The sequence below is a fragment of the Janthinobacterium sp. GW458P genome, from assembly GCF_002127585.1.
Lineage (GTDB): Bacteria > Pseudomonadota > Gammaproteobacteria > Burkholderiales > Burkholderiaceae_D > Janthinobacterium.
Genome location: NZ_NEGZ01000021.1, coordinates 17,040 through 32,640 on the forward strand (window position 1 = coordinate 17,040; position 15,601 = coordinate 32,640).

Here is a 15,601-nt window from a genome sequence, read left to right on the forward strand (position 1 = left end):
GCCTAGACCGGCCCGTTGCGCAGCATGATGCTCGCCTGCACCACTTGCCGCGGTCGGGAACGCGTTGCGGCGGGCAACGATGCGCGCATGATGCGCACGCCCGCGTCGCCGGCGCCGTGCGCCTCGGCATACGCCTTGCCGAACAGGTCGAACTGCGCCGGCCCCAGTTCCGTCATCTTGTCCGCCTGGCCCGCCTCGCCATGCAGCAACAGCGCCACGCGCACGCTGGCCACGCGCTTCCAGTGCGTGCGCCGGTGCAGATCGCGCTGGCGCGCAGCCGCATCCGCGCCCGCCAGCAGCAGCGCCGCATCGCAGGCGTCGAGCGCGCCGGCGTTGACATAGCGGTTCGCCACGCCATCGGGCGGCGTGTCCGTGTCGAGGCCATACAGCACCTGGAAACTGTCGACACCGCGGATGACGGCGTCCGCGCCCCAGCCGTTTGCGCCCCGGTACTTGCAGCGCAGCTCGCCTACGCCATCGGCGCCCTGGGCCACATAGAAAATGCTCCAGCCCCGCTGCGCCTGCGTTTGCGCGGCGCCCACGCCGAAACCGGCGCAATTGAGCACGGAACCGTCGCCGCCCTCTTCCTTGCCGGCGCCGTAATAGCGCAGGGCCAGCACGTCGCTGCCGTGCAGGGCGTCGGGCAAGGCCTCGCTGATGCCTTCGCTGTTCTTGCCCAGGCTGCGCGCGTCGAGTCCGGCGAGATTGGCGCTGTCGTAATCGGCATGGGCGACGGGCGCGGCGCTGCTGTCCCAGTTGACATATGCCGTCTGGCGCACGGCGCGGGCGATGGTGTCGAGCGCATAGCGGCCGTTGTCGTCCAGGCGCGCGCTGGCGGACTGGTCGCCATAGCTGCCGCTGGCGGCCAGCAGCACGGCACTGGCCGCCAGCATCAGCATGGCGCCCAGCGCCAGGGCCACCAGCAATTCGACGAGGCCCATGCCGCGATGCCGGCGCCGCTGGACGCACACGGCGTTCATGCGCCGCCTCCGCCCAGCTGGAACGCCAGCCTGGGCAGAGACTCGCCTGCGCCGTTCACGGCGGGCTGGCCGTCGGGCAGGCGGGCGCGCCAGCCCAGCTTGATGACGACGGGCGCGCCCTGGCCGCCGCTGCACGCCCAATGCAAGCCCTCGGCAGCGGCGTCCCACGCGGCAAGGTCGCGGCAGATGCGCAGGCGGGCGCCGGGCAAGGCCGATTGCAGTTGCTGTTTCCACTCGGCGATATCGAATTGCGCCAGTTCGGCCGCGCCGCAGGCGCCGTAGCAGTCGGGCGCGCCGCCTGCCGCCCCGGCGCCGTCCGCCGCCGCATACTCCACGTTCAGGTAGGGATTGCCCGCATCGGGGCCTTGCATGAGCAGGCTGTTCGCGCGCATGCGTTCGGCCATGCCGGCGGCCAGCTGCACGCCCGCCGACAACAGCGCCGATTCATGGCGCGCGCGCAGGGAACTGAGCTGCAAAATGCTGGCGCCCAGCAGGCCCAGCGCCAACAACAGCAGCGCCACCAGCACCTCGACGAGGCTGCTGCCATCCATGGAACCGCGCGCGACGCCGTGCATGAGCTTCTCCTGCTGCCGGAATGAAACCAGGACTGGAGCCGCACGGACGCACGGCCCAGCTCCACGATAGGCGCGCGCCAGAATTCAGGCATGAGGCAGCGCAAACGTCGCGGCGAAAAGGAGAAAGTCAGCTAGAAACCGGGAAATAAACGCGTGTGGATTGATCAGGCCGCTTGCCAGGCCAGCGTTGGCATGGTGGGGACGGCACGCTGCGCCGGCCCCGTCCACGCCATGCGATGGCGCCAGCGCGCCGGGGATGGCGCAAGGGATGCCGGCACTGCGTCAGGGCTTGCCGCGCGCCTGCCCCACTTCGGCAATCGCATCCTGGAACTCGGCCAGGTCTTCGAAATTCTTGTAGACGGAAGCGAAACGGATGTAGGCGATCTTGTCGAGGCGCTTGAGTTCCTGCATGACGAGTTCGCCGATATAGCCGGAATCGACTTCGCGCAAGCCGCTGGTAAGCAGCTTTTCCTGGATGGACGCGATGGCCGTATCCACCGAGGCGGCCGCGACGGGACGCTTGCGCAAGGCCAGCATCAAACTGCCGCGCAACTTATCCGCAGCGAACTCCGTCCGGCTGCCATTCTTTTTGACGACGGCCGGCATGATAAGTTCAATGCGCTCGTAGGTGGTGAAGCGCTTGTCGCATTTGCCGCAGCGGCGGCGGCGCCGTATGGCATCCCCTTCCTCCGATACGCGCGTATCGAGAACCTGGGTGTCGCCATGCTGGCAAAATGGACATTTCATGGGCTGGCTACAACTTTATAGTAATAATTACGGGAAATCACCGCCCTTAAATGAAAAGGCGCCCGAATCACTCCGGGCGCCCTTGGGCACGACTGGAATGTGTCAGACAGAATCTTACTCCGTATGACACATTCTGGACAAATAATTAGAGACGATTCCGGTAAGGAGCGTCTGCAGCAGATTGCTCATCGGTCGCGAGGCGGACGCATGGCGAGCCATGCTACGACGAGCAACGCAGTACCCGCTTCCGAGGGCCTGTCTGCTGCGGCTGCATTCCTTTACCGGAACAGGCCCTTAAGCTGCGTAGACCGGATGCGCGTCGGCCAGCACTTTCACGGCCGCTTTCACGCGCTCGATGGTGGCGGCGTCATGTGGATTGTCCAGCACGTCGGCGATCAGGTTGCCCACTTCTTCCGCTTGCGCTTCCTTGAAACCGCGCGTCGTCATCGCCGGGCTGCCCAGGCGGATGCCCGAGGTGACGAAAGGTTTTTGCGGGTCGTTCGGGATGCCGTTCTTGTTGCAGGTGATGTGCGCGGAACCGAGGATGGCTTCGGCTTCCTTGCCCGTCAGGTTCTTGGCGCGCAGGTCGACCAGCATGACGTGCGATTCGGTGCCGCCGGACACGATGCGCAGGCCGCGCTTGATCAGGGTTTTCGCCAGCACGTCGGCGTTCTTGATCACTTGCTTCTGGTATTCGACGAATTCAGGGCTCAGCGCTTCCTTGAAGGCAACGGCCTTGCCGGCGATCACGTGCATCAGCGGGCCGCCCTGGATGCCGGGGAAGATGGCCGAGTTGATGGCTTTTTCGTGCTCGGCCTTCATCAGGATGATGCCGCCGCGCGGGCCGCGCAACGATTTGTGCGTGGTCGAGGTGACGAAGTCGGCGAACGGCACTGGGTTCGGGTACAGGCCGGCGGCGATCAGGCCGGCGTAGTGGGCCATGTCGACCATGAAGTAGGCGCCCACTTCCTTGGCGATCTTGCTGAAACGCTCGAAGTCGATCTTTTTCGAGAAGGCCGACGCGCCGGCGATGATCAGCTTCGGCTTGCGCTCGCGGGCCAGGCGTTCCATCGCCTCGTAGTCGATGTCTTCTTCCGCCGTCAGGCCGTAGGAGACGACGTCGAACCATTTGCCGGACATGTTCAGCGGCATGCCGTGGGTCAGGTGGCCGCCTTCGGCCAGCGACATGCCCATGATCAGGTCGCCCGGTTTCAGCATGGCAAAGAACACGCCCTGGTTCGCCTGCGAGCCGGAATTCGGCTGCACGTTCGCGCATTCGGCGCCGAACAGCTGCTTTACGCGGTCGATGGCCAGCTGCTCGGCCACGTCGACGTATTCGCAGCCGCCGTAGTAGCGCTTGCCTGGATAGCCTTCGGCATACTTGTTGGTCAGCTGCGAGCCTTGCGCTTCCATTACGGCTGGCGACGTGTAGTTTTCCGACGCGATCAACTCGATGTGATCGTGCTGGCGCACGTTTTCTTTTTGAATGACGGCGAACAATTCAGGATCGACGTTGGCGAGGTTGTGATCTTTTGCAAACATGTAAAAACTCCAAGTATGAGGGTTCTTGTACTGGCAGGTTGGATCGAATGAGGGGAGCCGGCGTTAATTGAATAACAACACTGGACAGGCAGCCTCTTCGTGCATTTCCATAGGGGCTGCCCAGGCGAACGGCTGATGAAATCTCACGTTTCCCGGTGGGTGTCCACCTTTCGCCGCTTGGCCGACCGCCACATGGTGGAGATCGCCCCGACTTTTCGCCAGTCACGTGAGACGTAATGGAAATCAAATTGTAAGTTAAGTGCCCAAATTGAGCAAGGAATGCAACCGTGCGGCTATAATCGCCGCGCGCCGCCGCAGCCGAGGCATGGCCGCAGGCCGCCGCGGGGCATGGCTGCGGCCCTTAAGCTGGCCTTAAACCTGGCGGCGGCATGTAAGCGTATGTTACGAAGCTTGCCATTGCGCCCCCCGGATTTACAATGCTGCGGTGCAACTTATATGCAGCTTTTGCATGGCTTTCCAGCAAGCGCCCACAGTCACAACAAGAAAAATCGCGTAAAATGTTGCTCAATCTCACTACTGGCGCAATAAACATGCCTTCAGTCTTTACCTGGAACGTACGTGTCTACTATGAAGACACCGACGCCGGCGGCATCGTCTACTACGCAAACTACCTGAAATTCTTCGAACGCGCGCGCACCGAATGGCTGCGCGCCATCGATGTGGGCCAGCAGGAATTGCTGCAACAACACGACGCGATGTTCGTTGTCAAAAGCGTCAACGCCGACTATCATGCGCCCGCCAGGCTCGATGACACGGTAAGATTGACATTAAGCATAGAGAAAATGGGGCGCGCCTCCATCGTTTTCCTGCAACAAGCCTGGTGCGGCGACGTCCTGCTCAACACGGCACGCGTCAAGATCGGCTGCGTCGATTCGGCACTGCGCCCGCGCGCCGTGCCCGATGCGGTAGCGGCCCGCATGCGCGCCGCCTGAGCCCCGCCCGCCACCCCGGATAATTCACACAACAGACTGCCAGCCAATGAACGTTACACAAGATCTTTCTTTCCTCGCGCTCATCACCAATGCCCATTTGATCGTGCAACTGATCATGGCCCTGCTGCTGCTGATTTCCCTGACCAGCTGGACCTATATTTTCCGCAAGATGTTTGCCGTGCGCCAGGCGCGCAAGCAGACCATCGAATTCGAACGCAGCTTCTGGGCCGGCGGCAACCTGCATGCGCTGCACCAGAACGCCAGCGGCAACCGCGACCAGAGCGGCGCGCTGGCCCGCATTTTTGATGCCGGCATGGGCGAATTCATCAAGGGCAAGGCATCGTACGGCTCGCGCGAAGCGCTGGACGTCGGCGCCGTGCTCGACGGCGCCCGCCGCGCCATGCGCGCCGCCTTCCAGCGTGAAATGGACGCGCTCGAATCGCACCTGGCCTTCCTCGCCTCCGTCGGCTCCGTCTCGCCCTACATCGGCCTGCTCGGCACCGTCTGGGGCATCATGAACGCCTTCCGCGGCCTGGCCAACGTGCAGCAAGCCACCCTGGCCGCCGTCGCGCCCGGCATTGCCGAAGCACTGATCGCCACGGCCATCGGCCTGTTCGCGGCCATTCCCGCCGTCGTCGCCTACAACCGTTTTTCGCACGACATCGACCGCCTGGCGATCCGCTTCGAGAGCTTCGTCGAGGAATTCTCCAACATCCTGCAGCGCCAGTCGCGCTAAGAGGGGGCAAGGTCCATGGGTTCCTCCTTCAATAGCGGCGGCATGCGCGGCGGCCGCGGCCGCAAGTTCAAGTCCGAGATCAACGTCGTGCCGTATATCGACGTGATGCTGGTGCTGCTGATCATTTTCATGGTGATGCCGTCGTCGAACAATCCCAGCGTGGTGAACCTGCCCAACGCGGAAAGGTCGGCGAAACCGCCCGATGACTATATCCAGATCGTGCTCAAACCGAATGGTTCGCTGTCGATCGGCGTGATCGGCAAGGAACAGCTGGCGCCGGAAACGGAACCGAACCGCGACGCCCTGCTGCGCAAGCTGCGCGGCTTGCACGAAAGCAATCCCGACTATCCCGTGATGATCGCGGGCGACAAGGAAAGCAAGTACGACGACGTGATCCAGCTCATTTCGGAAGCGAAAAAGATGGGCATTACCAGAGTCGGCCTGGCCACCAAGTAAGCGCAGCACCCTGTTTCCAGACTTGACCGTTTTTAGATAGACTAGACTTTGCAGACCAAACCAATCGACCATGTACTCGGCAAGCCCTACAGCGTGCCGCGCGAACGCAGCCGCTGGCCCTCGCTGGGCCTGGCGCTGGCGATGCACCTTGGCCTGCTGTTTTTCCTGTGGGTGGGCGTACACTGGCAAAATACGGAACCTGTCGCCGTCGAAGCGGAAGTGTGGGACCTGAAAGTGCAGACGGCCGCGCCGCCGCCCGAGGTGGCGACGGAACCGGAGCCGACACCGGCGCCGCCGCCGGAACCGCAAGTGGAACAGCCGGCCCCGCCGCCACCGCCGCCCGTGGCCGCGCCCGAGCCGAAGGTCGACCTGCGCGAGGCGGAAATCGCCCTCGAGCGCAAGAAGGCCAAGCTGAAGGAAGAAAAAGAAAAAGCGGCAGAGCAAGAACGCCGCAAGCAGGAACAGAAGGAACGCGAGGAAGAAAAGCGCGAGCTGGAAAAACAGAAGCAGAAAGAAAAAGACAAGGCTGACAAGCTGGAGAAAGAAAAGGCAGAAAAGGCCGACAAGCTGGAAAAAGCCAAGCAGGCCAAAGAGAAAGCGGCGGAAGAGAAAGCCGAGAAAGAATTGGCCGAGAAAAAAGCCGCGGCGGAAAAAGCGGCCAAGGCGAAAAAAGCGGCGGAAGAGAAAAAAGCAGCCGACAAGGCGCGCGCCGCGGAAATGAGCCGCATCACGGGTGCGGCGGGCGCCGGCACAACGGGCACGGCCGCGAAAGCGACCGCGCCGCGCAAGGACAGCGGCTATGTCGCTGCCCTGACGAGCAAGATCAAGAGCAATATCGCGTACAGCGGTAGCACGGACGTGCCGGGCAACCCGCGCGCCGTGTTCAAGATCGAGCAACTGCCAACTGGGGAAATTATTTCGGTCCGAAAGATAAAAAGTAGCGGCCTGCCGGCGTATGACAGCTCGGTGGAAAACGCCATTAATAAATCGTCGCCACTGCCGAAGAAAAAAGACGGCACCGTGGAGCGCGAGATTGAACTCATATTCGAGATGAAGGATTTGCCTAAATGATGACCATGAAAAAAATGAGCTACGTCGTGCTCTGCGCCGGCCTGATGCTGGGCGCGGCCGGCGCCCAGGCGCAATTGCGCGTGGAAATTACAGGGATAGGCAGCAATCAGATCCCGGTGGCCGTCGCCAGCTTTGTCAATGAATCGGCGGCGCCACAATCGCTGTCGGGCATTATCAAGGCCGACCTGGCGCGCAGCGGCGTGTTCAAGCTGATCGACGCCGATGCGCCCGTGTCGGAAACGGCGCCCGTCGGCTACGAGCAGTGGAAGTCGCGCGGCGCCGACGCGCTGGCGGCCGGCACCGTGCAAAGCATGGCCGATGGCCGCCTGGACGTGCGCTACAAGCTGTTCGACACCATCAAGGGCGCGCAGATCTCCAGCATGAACAATGCGGCCGCGCCGCAGTTCAACCGCCTGCTCGCGCATAAAATCGCCGACGACATCTATGAAAAGTTGACGGGCGTCAAAGGCGCGTTCGCCACGCGCATCGCCTACGTCACGCAATCGGGCCGCGAATACCGCCTGGAAATCGCCGACGCCGACGGCGAAGGCATCCAGGTCGCCCTGCGTTCGAACGAGCCGATCATTTCGCCGTCGTGGTCGCCGGACGGCACCAAGGTGGCGTATGTATCGTTTGAAAAGAAAAAGCCCATCGTCTACGTGCAAAACCTGGTGACGCGCCAGCGCACCATCGTATCGAATGAAAAAGGCAGCAACTCGGCGCCAAGCTGGAGCCCGGACGGCTCGCGCCTGGCCGTGGCCCTGTCGCGCGACGGCCATACCCAGGTCTACACCGTCAATGCCGACGGCAGCGGCTTGCGCCGCGTCAGCAGCAGCAGCGGCATCGATACGGAACCCCAATTCTCGGCCGATGGCCAAAGCATTTACTTCACCAGCGATCGCAGCGGCGGACCACAAATCTACCGCATGTCGGTCAGCGGCGGCGAAGCCAAGCGCGTGACGTTTGGCGGCTCCTACAACATCAGCCCGCGGATTTCGTCCGACGGGAAGACACTCGCTTATATTTCCCGTCGCGACGGCAATTTCCAGCTCTACGCGCTCGACCTGGCTAGTGGCCAGGAACTGCGCCTGTCGGACACCGCCAACGACGAATCACCGAGCTTTTCGCCCAACGGGAAATATATCATGTACGCGACCGAATCCGGACGACGCAAGTCGCTGGCAGTGGTATCGGTGGATGGCCGCGTCAAACAGCGTTTGACTACGCAAGCTGGCAATATCAAGGAGCCCACCTGGGGTCCTTTCATGAAGTAATGCAGTACGTTTTACCTTAACCATGACCCGGAGAATAAAAATGAGTAACTTTAAAAGTTTGGCTTTCATCGCCGCTACCGCCGCCCTGTTGTCGGCTTGCAGCACCCCTGTGAAACTGGCAGAAACCCCAGTCGTCGAGCGCGCTCCTGAAAAAGTCGCTGCACCAGTTGACACCCGTCAAGTTCAGCCAGTAACGACCGCATCGGTCGATCCACTGGACGATCCAAAAGGCGTGCTGGCTAACCGCAGCATCTACTTCGACTTCGACAAATACGTCGTGCGCGAAGCGGACACCCCAGTCGTGCAAAACCACGCTGCTTACCTGGTAAAAACCCCATCGCGCAAGATCCTGATCCAAGGTAACACCGATGAACGCGGCGGCGCCGAGTACAACCTGGCCCTGGGCCAGAAACGTGCTGAAGCCGTGCGCAAGTCGATGGCCGCCCTGGGCGTGCCGGAAGGCCAGATGGAAGCCGTGTCGCTGGGCAAAGAAAAGCCTAAGGCACAAGGCAGCAACGAAGCAGCATGGGCAGAAAACCGCCGCGCTGACATCGTTTATTGATGTATACAGGTGAGCGCGGCAGCATTGACGCTTACCTAACTGGCCAGTCATAGGCATAATAATGGGGCGCAGCGCGGTGATTCACCGCCCGGCGCCCCGTTTGCATGCTTGCGTAACCTTTGAAAGCCCGACTCATGATGACATTCTCGAAAGCCGGCGTCGCCGCCGCCCTGATGGCCGCATTTGCCTACCTGCCCCTGCACGCCAACGCAGCCCTGTTCGACGACGACGAAGCCCGCAAGGCCATCCTGGAACTGCGCTCGAAGGTCGACGCACTGGCGCGCGACGTGAACAGCCGCATCGATACCAAGGCGGACAAGACCAGCACCTTGAGCCTGATCAACCAGCACGACCAGACCATGCAGGAGATCGCCCGCCTGCGCGGCCAGATCGAAGTGCTGGGCAACGACCTGGCCAACGCGCAAAAGCGCCAGAAGGATTTCTACGCCGACCTCGACGCGCGCCTGCGCAAGCTCGAACCACGGCAAGTCAACATCGACGGCCAGGAAGCGGCCGTGGGCGTGTCCGAGCAAAGCGCGTATGAAGCCGCCTTCGGCCTGTTCAAGTCGGGCGACTACAAGGGCGCCGTCTCGGCACTAGACGGCTTCGTCAAGCGCTACCCGGAATCGGCCTACGCGGCCAATGCGCAATACTGGCTGGGCAACGCCTATTACGCCCAGCGCGACTGCAAGAGCGCCATCAGCGCCCAGCAAGCCGTCGTGAAGAACTACCCGGACAGCCCGAAGGCGGCCGACGCCATGCTCAACATCGCCAGCTGCTACACGGAGCTGAAAGACAAGGCCAACGCCACCAAGACTTACAACGCGCTGATCTCGCGCTATCCGGAGTCCAGCGCCGCCCAGACGGCCAAGGAACGGGCCGGTAAAAAGTAAAACCGGGGAAAAAGTTGCCCGTTAGGTTTGACAGAATCCCGGGCACCCCCTATAATCTTTCTTCTTCGGGTCGTTAGCTCAGCTGGTAGAGCAGCGGACTTTTAATCCGTTGGTCGCAGGTTCGAATCCCGCACGGCCTACCACGAATACGCAGTACTGATCTGCTTGCGAGTTGTTATAGCAAGCATTTTTTTACGGCACAGTGTTACCGAAGTTGTTGTAAAAAGTTTTTGGGTCGTTAGCTCAGCTGGTAGAGCAGCGGACTTTTAATCCGTTGGTCGCAGGTTCGAATCCCGCACGGCCTACCAAATACTATGAAGAAGCCAACCGTTCGCGGTTGGCTTTTTTGTTTTGCACCGCCGTTTCAGCCCTGCCTAGAAACAGCTCTGCTCCATGATCCATGGGCGCATGTACACCACTTTATTGTCGGCTTTTGCGTATTCAAAATCAATAAAGCGGCGCTGCGGACACATCAGTTCCAGATTTCGCTTGTTGCAACTCACCCTCTCCACGACGACGGGCTCCTTCCCGCTGCCCTTTACGTAGCCAGTGATGATAAGCACCTCCCCCTTGCGGAAATACTCACCCTCCGTGCAAGTAAATCCCGCATCGCTGATCCGCTTGATCGCCTCACCCTTGTCGATGCCCATGATATTGAACTGGCCCACCTGCTTCAGGTGCGCCTCCTTTGTCAGGCGCGTCCAGGAACAGGCGCTCAGGCCCAAGGTGGTCGCCAGCACGACTGCCGTTACCTTCATGAAAGTGATGGTGGAACGCATGCGTCTCCTTGCTATCGTTATATTTCGAACAAGCAAGACTAACAGAGATTGACATTTCCGCATAGCAACTACCGCCACCCATGGCGGCATTCAGGCCGAAACGGTCCGCATGTCGGCCCTCCCCACCCACGCCTGCATCGCCCGTCCCAGCGGCACCTCCACCCAGCGGTAAAACGCGGCCCCGGACGCCAGGCTGGCGCCCCAGGCCGTCAGCATGCCCAGCGCCTGCCACTCGGGTTCCAGCGGCACATAAGTAATAAACAAGGCATTCACCAGCAGGCTGACGGGAAAGTGGACGAGGAAGACGGCATATGAGATGCGCCCCAGGGTGTTGACGATGTTCCACGCGCCGCCCTGTGCTGGCGTGCGGGCGCGGCCGAACAGGAACAGGGCGCAGGCGACGATCAGGGCCAGGGCGATACGGCTGCGGTAGTCGATGGCCAACCCCAGCAGCACGGGCACGGCGGCCATGGCCATGAGCGCGGCCATGGCGCCCGGTTTGCGGGCCGGGTCGCCGGCCCACCAGGCCAGCATGCCAAGGCCATAGCTGCCGAAGAAGTACGGCGCCCAGTTATCCCAGCCCGCGTCGAGATTGAAATACAGCAGGGAAAAGGTGATGCCCACGGCGACGGCCAGCGGCATCAGCCAGTTCCGGCGCCGCCGGCCCGCCAGGCGGCCGCCCAGCCACAGCAGCGACACCGTCAGCAGGTACAGCTGGAAATCGATGGCCACGTACCAGGCGCCAGCCGACAGCGATTCATAGCCGAGCACGCCGTGCAGCAGCAAGGCATGGGCGCTCAGCTGGCCCAGGGTGACGGCGGCCGACATGGAATCGTGCTGCATCCAGATGCCGGCCACAGGCGTAATGACGGCGGCGAGCAGGGTGGCCGCCAGGAAAGGCGGCGCCAGCTTGGCATAGCGGCGCCAGATCGCCCGCAGCGGAGCGGCAATGCCGGGCTGGCCGGCCGGCGACAGCGACTTGGCGGCCAGGAAGCCGCCGATGACGAGAAATACTTGCACGGCGATGCGGGCGCTGCCGCCCAGCCAGTCCAGCAACGCGGGCCACAGCGGCTGCACGTAATCGGACATGGGGCCGTAAAACGCCAGGTGATGCAACACGATCAACTGCGCCGCGCCCGCCTTCAAACCATTGATCCAGCCAAACTGCGGACGATGTGCCAGGTCCGCCTGTGATACCACTGCTGCTGCCGTCATTCCCATCCCTTGCCGTGCCAGGTAGTATCGCCGGCCCGTCGCACAACGGGCGCGCGGCCGGGGATTTACCGAAAGGCCGACATGATAGCCGAGCCTGGCAAATGACGGGGCACGGCAGGCGGCTAAGCTGCCGGCTTTTCCGCCTCCGGCTGCCCGGGCGCCAATGGCTGCTGCGCCAGGATGGCGCCGAGCAAGCCGGGGAAGCGGCTCTCGATATCGGCGCGGCGCAGGGTGTTCATGTGCGTCGTGCCCGCGTTTTCCGTATGGACGAGGCCCGCTTCGCGCAAGACCTTGAAATGGTGGGAGACGGTCGACTTCGGCCGCCCGCCGTCGAGGTCGCCGCAAGCGGCCGCCTCCACCCTGGCCAGGTGGCGCACGATGTCGAGGCGTATGGAATCGCTCAAGGCATACAGCACTCTTTCAAGCACGAATTCGCTGGCGGCGGGATGTTTGTGTGGACGCATGAGCACAATCATACAGCATGCGCTATACTAATTCCATTATTCGAATATTTACGAACTACCGAATCAGCATCTCCCCACTCTCCTACCAACAAACATAAAGGCCACCATGTCCGCCCTCTTCCAGCCCTACACCCTCAAAAATGTCACCCTGCGCAACCGCATCGCCGTGCCGCCCATGTGCCAGTACATGGCCGTCGATGGCGTGGCCAACGACTGGCATCTGTCCCATTACGCAGGCATGGCGCGCGGCGGCGCCGGGCTGGTGATCGTCGAAGCGACGGCCGTGGCGCCCGAAGGCCGCATCACGCCCGGCTGCACGGGCATCTGGAACGATGATCTGGCGCAAGCCTTCGTGCCCGTCGTGAAAGCCATCAAGGCGGCCGGCGCCGTGCCCGGCATCCAGATCGCCCACGCGGGCCGCAAGGCCAGCGCCAACCGTCCATGGGAGGGCGACGACCATATCGCTGAAGGCGACGCGCGCGGCTGGCAAACCATCGCCCCGTCCGCCATCGCCTTCGGCGGCGGCCTGGGCAAGGTACCGCGCGCCATGGACCTCGACGATATCGCCCGCGTGAAACAGAACTTCGTCGACGCGGCCGTTCGCGCCCGCGAAGTGGGCTTCGAGTGGCTGGAACTGCACTTCGCCCACGGCTACCTGGCGCAAAGCTTCTTTTCCGCCCATTCGAACCAGCGCGACGACATCTATGGCGGCAGCGTGGAAAACCGCAGCCGCTTCCTGCTGGAAACATTGAAAGCCGTGCGTGAAGTGTGGCCCGAGCACCTGCCGCTGACGATCCGCTTCGGCGTGCTGGAATTTGACGGCCGCGACGAGCAAACCCTGCTCGAATCCATCGGCCTCGTGCGCCAGTTCAAGGATGCGGGCATGGACATGATCAGCGTCAGCATGGGCTTTACCATTCCCGACGTATCGATTCCGTGGGGCCCCGCCTTCATGGGGCCGATTGCCGAGCGCGTGCGCACGGAGGCGGGCGTGCCCGTCTCGTCCGCCTGGGGCTTCGGCACGCCGGCCATCGCCGAGCGCGTCGTCAAGGACGAACAGCTGGACGTGGTGATGGTGGGCAAGGCGCACCTGGCCAATCCGCACTGGGCATACTTTGCCGCCAAGGAACTCGGCGTCGAACGCGCCTCGTGGACCCTGCCGGCGCCGTACGCGCACTGGCTGGAACGCTACTGATCGTCCTTCACCGTTGCCGGATGCCCCTCCAGGGGCAGTTCCGGCAGGAACAGCAGGAAGACCAGTCCCACCAGCAGCAGCACGGCGCCAGCGCCGAACACGCTGGCGATCGCATGGCGGTACACTTCCACCGTCTGCGCCGCCGCATGCGCGCCGAGCGCCGACACGGCTTCCACGCCGTGTTGATGCAACTGGTGCGCGAGGATGGCGCCGGACGCCGTCACGCCGAGCAAGCCGCCCAGCGAACGGAAAAAGGCCAGCATGGCCGTGCCCACGCCCCGGCGCGCCAGCGGCAAGGCATTTTGCACGGCGATCGTCATGTTCGGCATCACCAATCCTAATCCCGTGCCGAGCAGGAAGATGGCCGGCTCGATGATCCAGTAGCCGCGCGACGTTTCCATGGCCCAGGCCAGCACGGCAAACGCCAGCAGCGCCACCGCCAATCCCGCCACCTGCACCATCTTGTACTTGCCCGAGCGCGACAGCACGCGGCCGTTGAACATCGACGACGCCACCAGCCCCACCATCATCGCCACCGTCATCACGCCGGACTCTGCCGGAGTGGTGCCCATCACCAGCTGGAAGAACAGGGGGAAGAAGACGCTGGCGCCCATCAGGCCCATGAAGGTCATGGCCATCACCAGGCTGGCGATATTGAAGGTGCGGTTCTCGAACAGCTCGGGCGGCAGCACGGGTTCGTCCACCCGGCCCACGTGGAAGGCCAGCCAGGCGCCCAGCAGCACGGCGACGCCGCCGCACACCTTGATGGCCAGCGCATCCCACGGCCACTCCGTGCCGCCCAGCGCCAGCACCAGCAGGGCCGCCGTGACGGCGCCCGTCAGCAGCGCAGACCCCAGGTAGTCGATCTTGTGCGCATGCGTGCGCGCCGGCTTGCGCATGGCGCGCGCGATGATGACGAAGGCGGCCGCGCCCACGGGCAGGTTGACATAGAAAATCCAGTGCCACGACAAGGCATCCGTGATCACGCCGCCCAGCACGGGCCCCAGCACGCTGGTGACGGCATACACGATGGGCACCATGCCCTGCCGCTTGCCCCGCTCGGCCGGCGGCACGATGTCGCCGATGATGATCTGCGCCAGCGGCATGAAGCCGCCCGCACCGAGGCCCTGGATGGCGCGGAAGACGATCAGTTCCGTCATGTTCTGCGCCAGCCCGCACAGCACGGAACCAAGCAAAAAGGTCAGCAGGGCCGTAAAGATCATCGGGCGGCGGCCATACTGGTCGGCCAGCTTGCCATACAGGGGCATGGTGGCCGTCGACGCCAGCACGTAGGCCGTCACCACCCACGACAGGTGCGCCATGCCGCCCAGGTCGTCGACGATGCGCGGCAAGGCCGTGGCGACGATGCTCTGGTCCAGCGCACCGAGGCCCAGCACGGCCATCAGGCCCAGATAGATGGCGCGCACTTCGCGCCTGGTGACGGGTTTGAAGGCGTCCTTGTCTGCGCCTGCGGCGTGATCGTGGCCGCTCATGCCTGGGCGATCTCAAGCAGCGGCTGCATGGCCGCTTCCAGCGCATCGACCTGCTGCGGCGTCAGGCGGGCGATGCGCCGCGCCAGCGCATCGCGGCGCCGCGCGCGCAGGGTTTCGAGCATGGCCAGGCCGTGCGCGGAGACGTGCAGGCCCGAACGCCGGCGGTCCTGCGGATCGGGCGCGCTGCGCTCGACGAGGCCCGCCTCTTCCAGCGACTTGACCTGGGCGCTGACGGTCGGTCCGCGCACATTCTGCAGCCGCGCCAGCGCAGCCACGCCGATGCCGGGCTGCTCGTGGATCAGGGCCAGCAGCATGTACTGCATCATCGATACGCCGCCCTCCAGCTCGCCCCCTTCGCGCTGCATGGAGCGCAGCAGGCGCTTGAACGCCAGGCGCAAGTCATCGGACAGCGCCAGCGCGCGCTCGGGGATGGGAAGGTCTTCGGTAGTGGGCATGGGAATATATAAATAGGTAGGCTATCTACCTATACTAGACCGTGCATGAGGGCCACGCAAGGCTTTTTTCCMCCCCGCCCTTCCCAAAACCGCCGTTGGCCGTCATAATAGCCGCCCTTGGGTCGTTAGCTCAGCTGGTAGAGCAGCGGACTTTTAATCCGTTGGTCGCAGGTTCGAATCCCGCACGGCCTACCAAGATTCAGCCGTCATC

17 protein-coding genes, 3 tRNA genes and 1 riboswitch are annotated in these 15,601 nt (G+C 63.1%); of the genes, 11 read left to right on the top strand and 9 right to left on the bottom strand.

The genetic code is table 11. The features are described 5' to 3' along the window. Nucleotides 1-2: 2 nt before the first annotated feature. The 4 genes from CBW50_RS13620 to glyA all read right to left on the bottom strand — a co-directional run bounded on the left by CBW50_RS13620 (nt 3) and on the right by glyA (nt 3,844). Entirely contained in the window at nt 3-980 is a 978-nt protein-coding gene (locus CBW50_RS13620; protein WP_086146067.1) for a PilW family protein, read from the bottom strand. Then, on the bottom strand, nt 977-1,555 hold the full coding sequence (gene pilV, locus CBW50_RS13625; RefSeq protein WP_086146068.1) for a type IV pilus modification protein PilV: 579 nt from the start codon (nt 1,553-1,555) through the stop codon (nt 977-979). Before pilV ends, CBW50_RS13620 begins: the two co-directional genes overlap by 4 nt. Nucleotides 1,556-1,837: 282 nt before the next feature. Next, the gene (nrdR, locus tag CBW50_RS13630) at nt 1,838-2,302 is read right to left on the bottom strand and encodes a transcriptional regulator NrdR (protein ID WP_086146069.1); all 465 of its coding nucleotides are present in this window, start codon (nt 2,300-2,302) and stop codon (nt 1,838-1,840) included. A 294-nt stretch (nt 2,303-2,596) separates the two neighbouring features. Further along, nucleotides 2,597-3,844: a serine hydroxymethyltransferase gene (gene glyA / locus CBW50_RS13635; RefSeq protein WP_086146070.1), complete on the bottom strand. Its 1,248-nt coding sequence runs from the start codon at nt 3,842-3,844 to the stop codon at nt 2,597-2,599. Between the two features lie 111 nt (nt 3,845-3,955). Continuing rightward, a riboswitch (ZMP/ZTP riboswitch) is annotated at nt 3,956-4,080 on the bottom strand. A gap of 315 nt (nt 4,081-4,395) precedes the next feature. Between glyA and ybgC the strand changes: the two genes are divergently transcribed. The 9 genes from ybgC (at nt 4,396) to CBW50_RS13680 (ending at nt 10,097) form a co-directional block, all read left to right on the top strand. Then, on the top strand, nt 4,396-4,797 hold the full coding sequence (ybgC, locus tag CBW50_RS13640) for a tol-pal system-associated acyl-CoA thioesterase (protein ID WP_086146071.1): 402 nt from the start codon (nt 4,396-4,398) through the stop codon (nt 4,795-4,797). Nucleotides 4,798-4,843: 46 nt separating this feature from the next. Further along, nucleotides 4,844-5,533 carry a protein TolQ gene (gene tolQ, locus CBW50_RS13645; protein ID WP_076570585.1) on the top strand — a complete coding sequence of 230 codons (690 nt, stop codon included), beginning with the start codon at nt 4,844-4,846 and terminating at the stop codon, nt 5,531-5,533. A 15-nt stretch (nt 5,534-5,548) separates the two neighbouring features. Next, on the top strand, nt 5,549-5,989 hold the full coding sequence (locus CBW50_RS13650) for an ExbD/TolR family protein (RefSeq protein ID WP_226936199.1): 441 nt from the start codon (nt 5,549-5,551) through the stop codon (nt 5,987-5,989). A 48-nt stretch (nt 5,990-6,037) separates the two neighbouring features. Then, entirely contained in the window at nt 6,038-7,060 is a 1,023-nt protein-coding gene (gene tolA, locus CBW50_RS13655) for a cell envelope integrity protein TolA (protein WP_086146072.1), read from the top strand. Nucleotides 7,061-7,065: 5 nt separating this feature from the next. Then, nucleotides 7,066-8,334, top strand: a complete 1,269-nt coding sequence (gene tolB / locus CBW50_RS13660; protein ID WP_086146126.1) for a Tol-Pal system beta propeller repeat protein TolB — start codon at nt 7,066-7,068, stop codon at nt 8,332-8,334. A gap of 40 nt (nt 8,335-8,374) precedes the next feature. Continuing rightward, nucleotides 8,375-8,896 (top strand): peptidoglycan-associated lipoprotein Pal, encoded by a 522-nt coding sequence (gene pal, locus CBW50_RS13665; protein WP_086146073.1) that lies wholly within the window; start codon nt 8,375-8,377, stop codon nt 8,894-8,896. A gap of 134 nt (nt 8,897-9,030) precedes the next feature. Continuing rightward, nucleotides 9,031-9,789 (top strand): tol-pal system protein YbgF, encoded by a 759-nt coding sequence (gene ybgF, locus CBW50_RS13670; RefSeq protein WP_086146074.1) that lies wholly within the window; start codon nt 9,031-9,033, stop codon nt 9,787-9,789. Nucleotides 9,790-9,856: 67 nt separating this feature from the next. Further along, nucleotides 9,857-9,932, top strand: a tRNA-Lys gene (locus CBW50_RS13675). Nucleotides 9,933-10,021: 89 nt separating this feature from the next. Continuing rightward, a tRNA-Lys gene (locus CBW50_RS13680) sits at nt 10,022-10,097 on the top strand. Nucleotides 10,098-10,163: 66 nt separating this feature from the next. Here CBW50_RS13680 and CBW50_RS13685 read toward each other — a convergent pair. The 3 genes from CBW50_RS13685 to CBW50_RS13695 form a co-directional block, all read right to left on the bottom strand. After that, on the bottom strand, nt 10,164-10,568 hold the full coding sequence (locus tag CBW50_RS13685; RefSeq protein ID WP_086146075.1) for a hypothetical protein: 405 nt from the start codon (nt 10,566-10,568) through the stop codon (nt 10,164-10,166). Between the two features lie 90 nt (nt 10,569-10,658). Beyond that, on the bottom strand, nt 10,659-11,783 hold the full coding sequence (locus tag CBW50_RS13690) for an acyltransferase (RefSeq protein WP_086146076.1): 1,125 nt from the start codon (nt 11,781-11,783) through the stop codon (nt 10,659-10,661). Nucleotides 11,784-11,905: 122 nt separating this feature from the next. Next, nucleotides 11,906-12,247, bottom strand: a complete 342-nt coding sequence (locus CBW50_RS13695; protein WP_086146127.1) for a helix-turn-helix transcriptional regulator — start codon at nt 12,245-12,247, stop codon at nt 11,906-11,908. A gap of 106 nt (nt 12,248-12,353) precedes the next feature. Here CBW50_RS13695 and CBW50_RS13700 point away from each other — a divergent pair, with 106 nt between their 5' ends. Continuing rightward, nucleotides 12,354-13,442, top strand: coding sequence for an NADH:flavin oxidoreductase/NADH oxidase (locus CBW50_RS13700; protein WP_086146077.1), 1,089 nt, complete (start codon nt 12,354-12,356; stop codon nt 13,440-13,442). Here the strand turns inward: CBW50_RS13700 and CBW50_RS13705 are convergent. Together CBW50_RS13705 and CBW50_RS13710 are read right to left on the bottom strand one after the other, a co-directional pair. Beyond that, nucleotides 13,436-14,935: an MDR family MFS transporter gene (locus CBW50_RS13705; RefSeq protein ID WP_226936197.1), complete on the bottom strand. Its 1,500-nt coding sequence runs from the start codon at nt 14,933-14,935 to the stop codon at nt 13,436-13,438. The genes CBW50_RS13700 and CBW50_RS13705 overlap by 7 nt on opposite strands. Beyond that, nucleotides 14,932-15,390, bottom strand: a complete 459-nt coding sequence (locus CBW50_RS13710; protein WP_086146078.1) for a MarR family transcriptional regulator — start codon at nt 15,388-15,390, stop codon at nt 14,932-14,934. Before CBW50_RS13710 ends, CBW50_RS13705 begins: the two co-directional genes overlap by 4 nt. 119 nt (nt 15,391-15,509) lie before the next feature. Here CBW50_RS13710 and CBW50_RS13715 point away from each other — a divergent pair. Further along, nucleotides 15,510-15,585: transfer RNA gene (locus tag CBW50_RS13715), tRNA-Lys, on the top strand. Nucleotides 15,586-15,601 lie beyond the last annotated feature (16 nt).

Excerpts from the sequence above, each read along its gene's own strand:
- CBW50_RS13620 (WP_086146067.1), bottom strand. The coding sequence starts at position 980 with ATGAACGCCGTGTGCGTCCAGCGGCGCCGGCATCGCGGCATGGGCCTC.
- pilV (WP_086146068.1), bottom strand. The coding sequence starts at position 1,555 with ATGCACGGCGTCGCGCGCGGTTCCATGGATGGCAGCAGCCTCGTCGAG.
- nrdR (WP_086146069.1), bottom strand. The coding sequence starts at position 2,302 with ATGAAATGTCCATTTTGCCAGCATGGCGACACCCAGGTTCTCGATACG.
- glyA (WP_086146070.1), bottom strand. The coding sequence starts at position 3,844 with ATGTTTGCAAAAGATCACAACCTCGCCAACGTCGATCCTGAATTGTTC.
- ybgC (WP_086146071.1), top strand. The coding sequence starts at position 4,396 with ATGCCTTCAGTCTTTACCTGGAACGTACGTGTCTACTATGAAGACACC.
- tolQ (WP_076570585.1), top strand. The coding sequence starts at position 4,844 with ATGAACGTTACACAAGATCTTTCTTTCCTCGCGCTCATCACCAATGCC.
- CBW50_RS13650 (WP_226936199.1), top strand. The coding sequence starts at position 5,549 with ATGGGTTCCTCCTTCAATAGCGGCGGCATGCGCGGCGGCCGCGGCCGC.
- tolB (WP_086146126.1), top strand. The coding sequence starts at position 7,066 with ATGAAAAAAATGAGCTACGTCGTGCTCTGCGCCGGCCTGATGCTGGGC.
- pal (WP_086146073.1), top strand. The coding sequence starts at position 8,375 with ATGAGTAACTTTAAAAGTTTGGCTTTCATCGCCGCTACCGCCGCCCTG.
- ybgF (WP_086146074.1), top strand. The coding sequence starts at position 9,031 with ATGATGACATTCTCGAAAGCCGGCGTCGCCGCCGCCCTGATGGCCGCA.
- CBW50_RS13685 (WP_086146075.1), bottom strand. The coding sequence starts at position 10,568 with ATGCGTTCCACCATCACTTTCATGAAGGTAACGGCAGTCGTGCTGGCG.
- CBW50_RS13690 (WP_086146076.1), bottom strand. The coding sequence starts at position 11,783 with ATGACGGCAGCAGCAGTGGTATCACAGGCGGACCTGGCACATCGTCCG.
- CBW50_RS13695 (WP_086146127.1), bottom strand. The coding sequence starts at position 12,247 with ATGCGTCCACACAAACATCCCGCCGCCAGCGAATTCGTGCTTGAAAGA.
- CBW50_RS13700 (WP_086146077.1), top strand. The coding sequence starts at position 12,354 with ATGTCCGCCCTCTTCCAGCCCTACACCCTCAAAAATGTCACCCTGCGC.
- CBW50_RS13705 (WP_226936197.1), bottom strand. The coding sequence starts at position 14,935 with ATGAGCGGCCACGATCACGCCGCAGGCGCAGACAAGGACGCCTTCAAA.
- CBW50_RS13710 (WP_086146078.1), bottom strand. The coding sequence starts at position 15,390 with ATGCCCACTACCGAAGACCTTCCCATCCCCGAGCGCGCGCTGGCGCTG.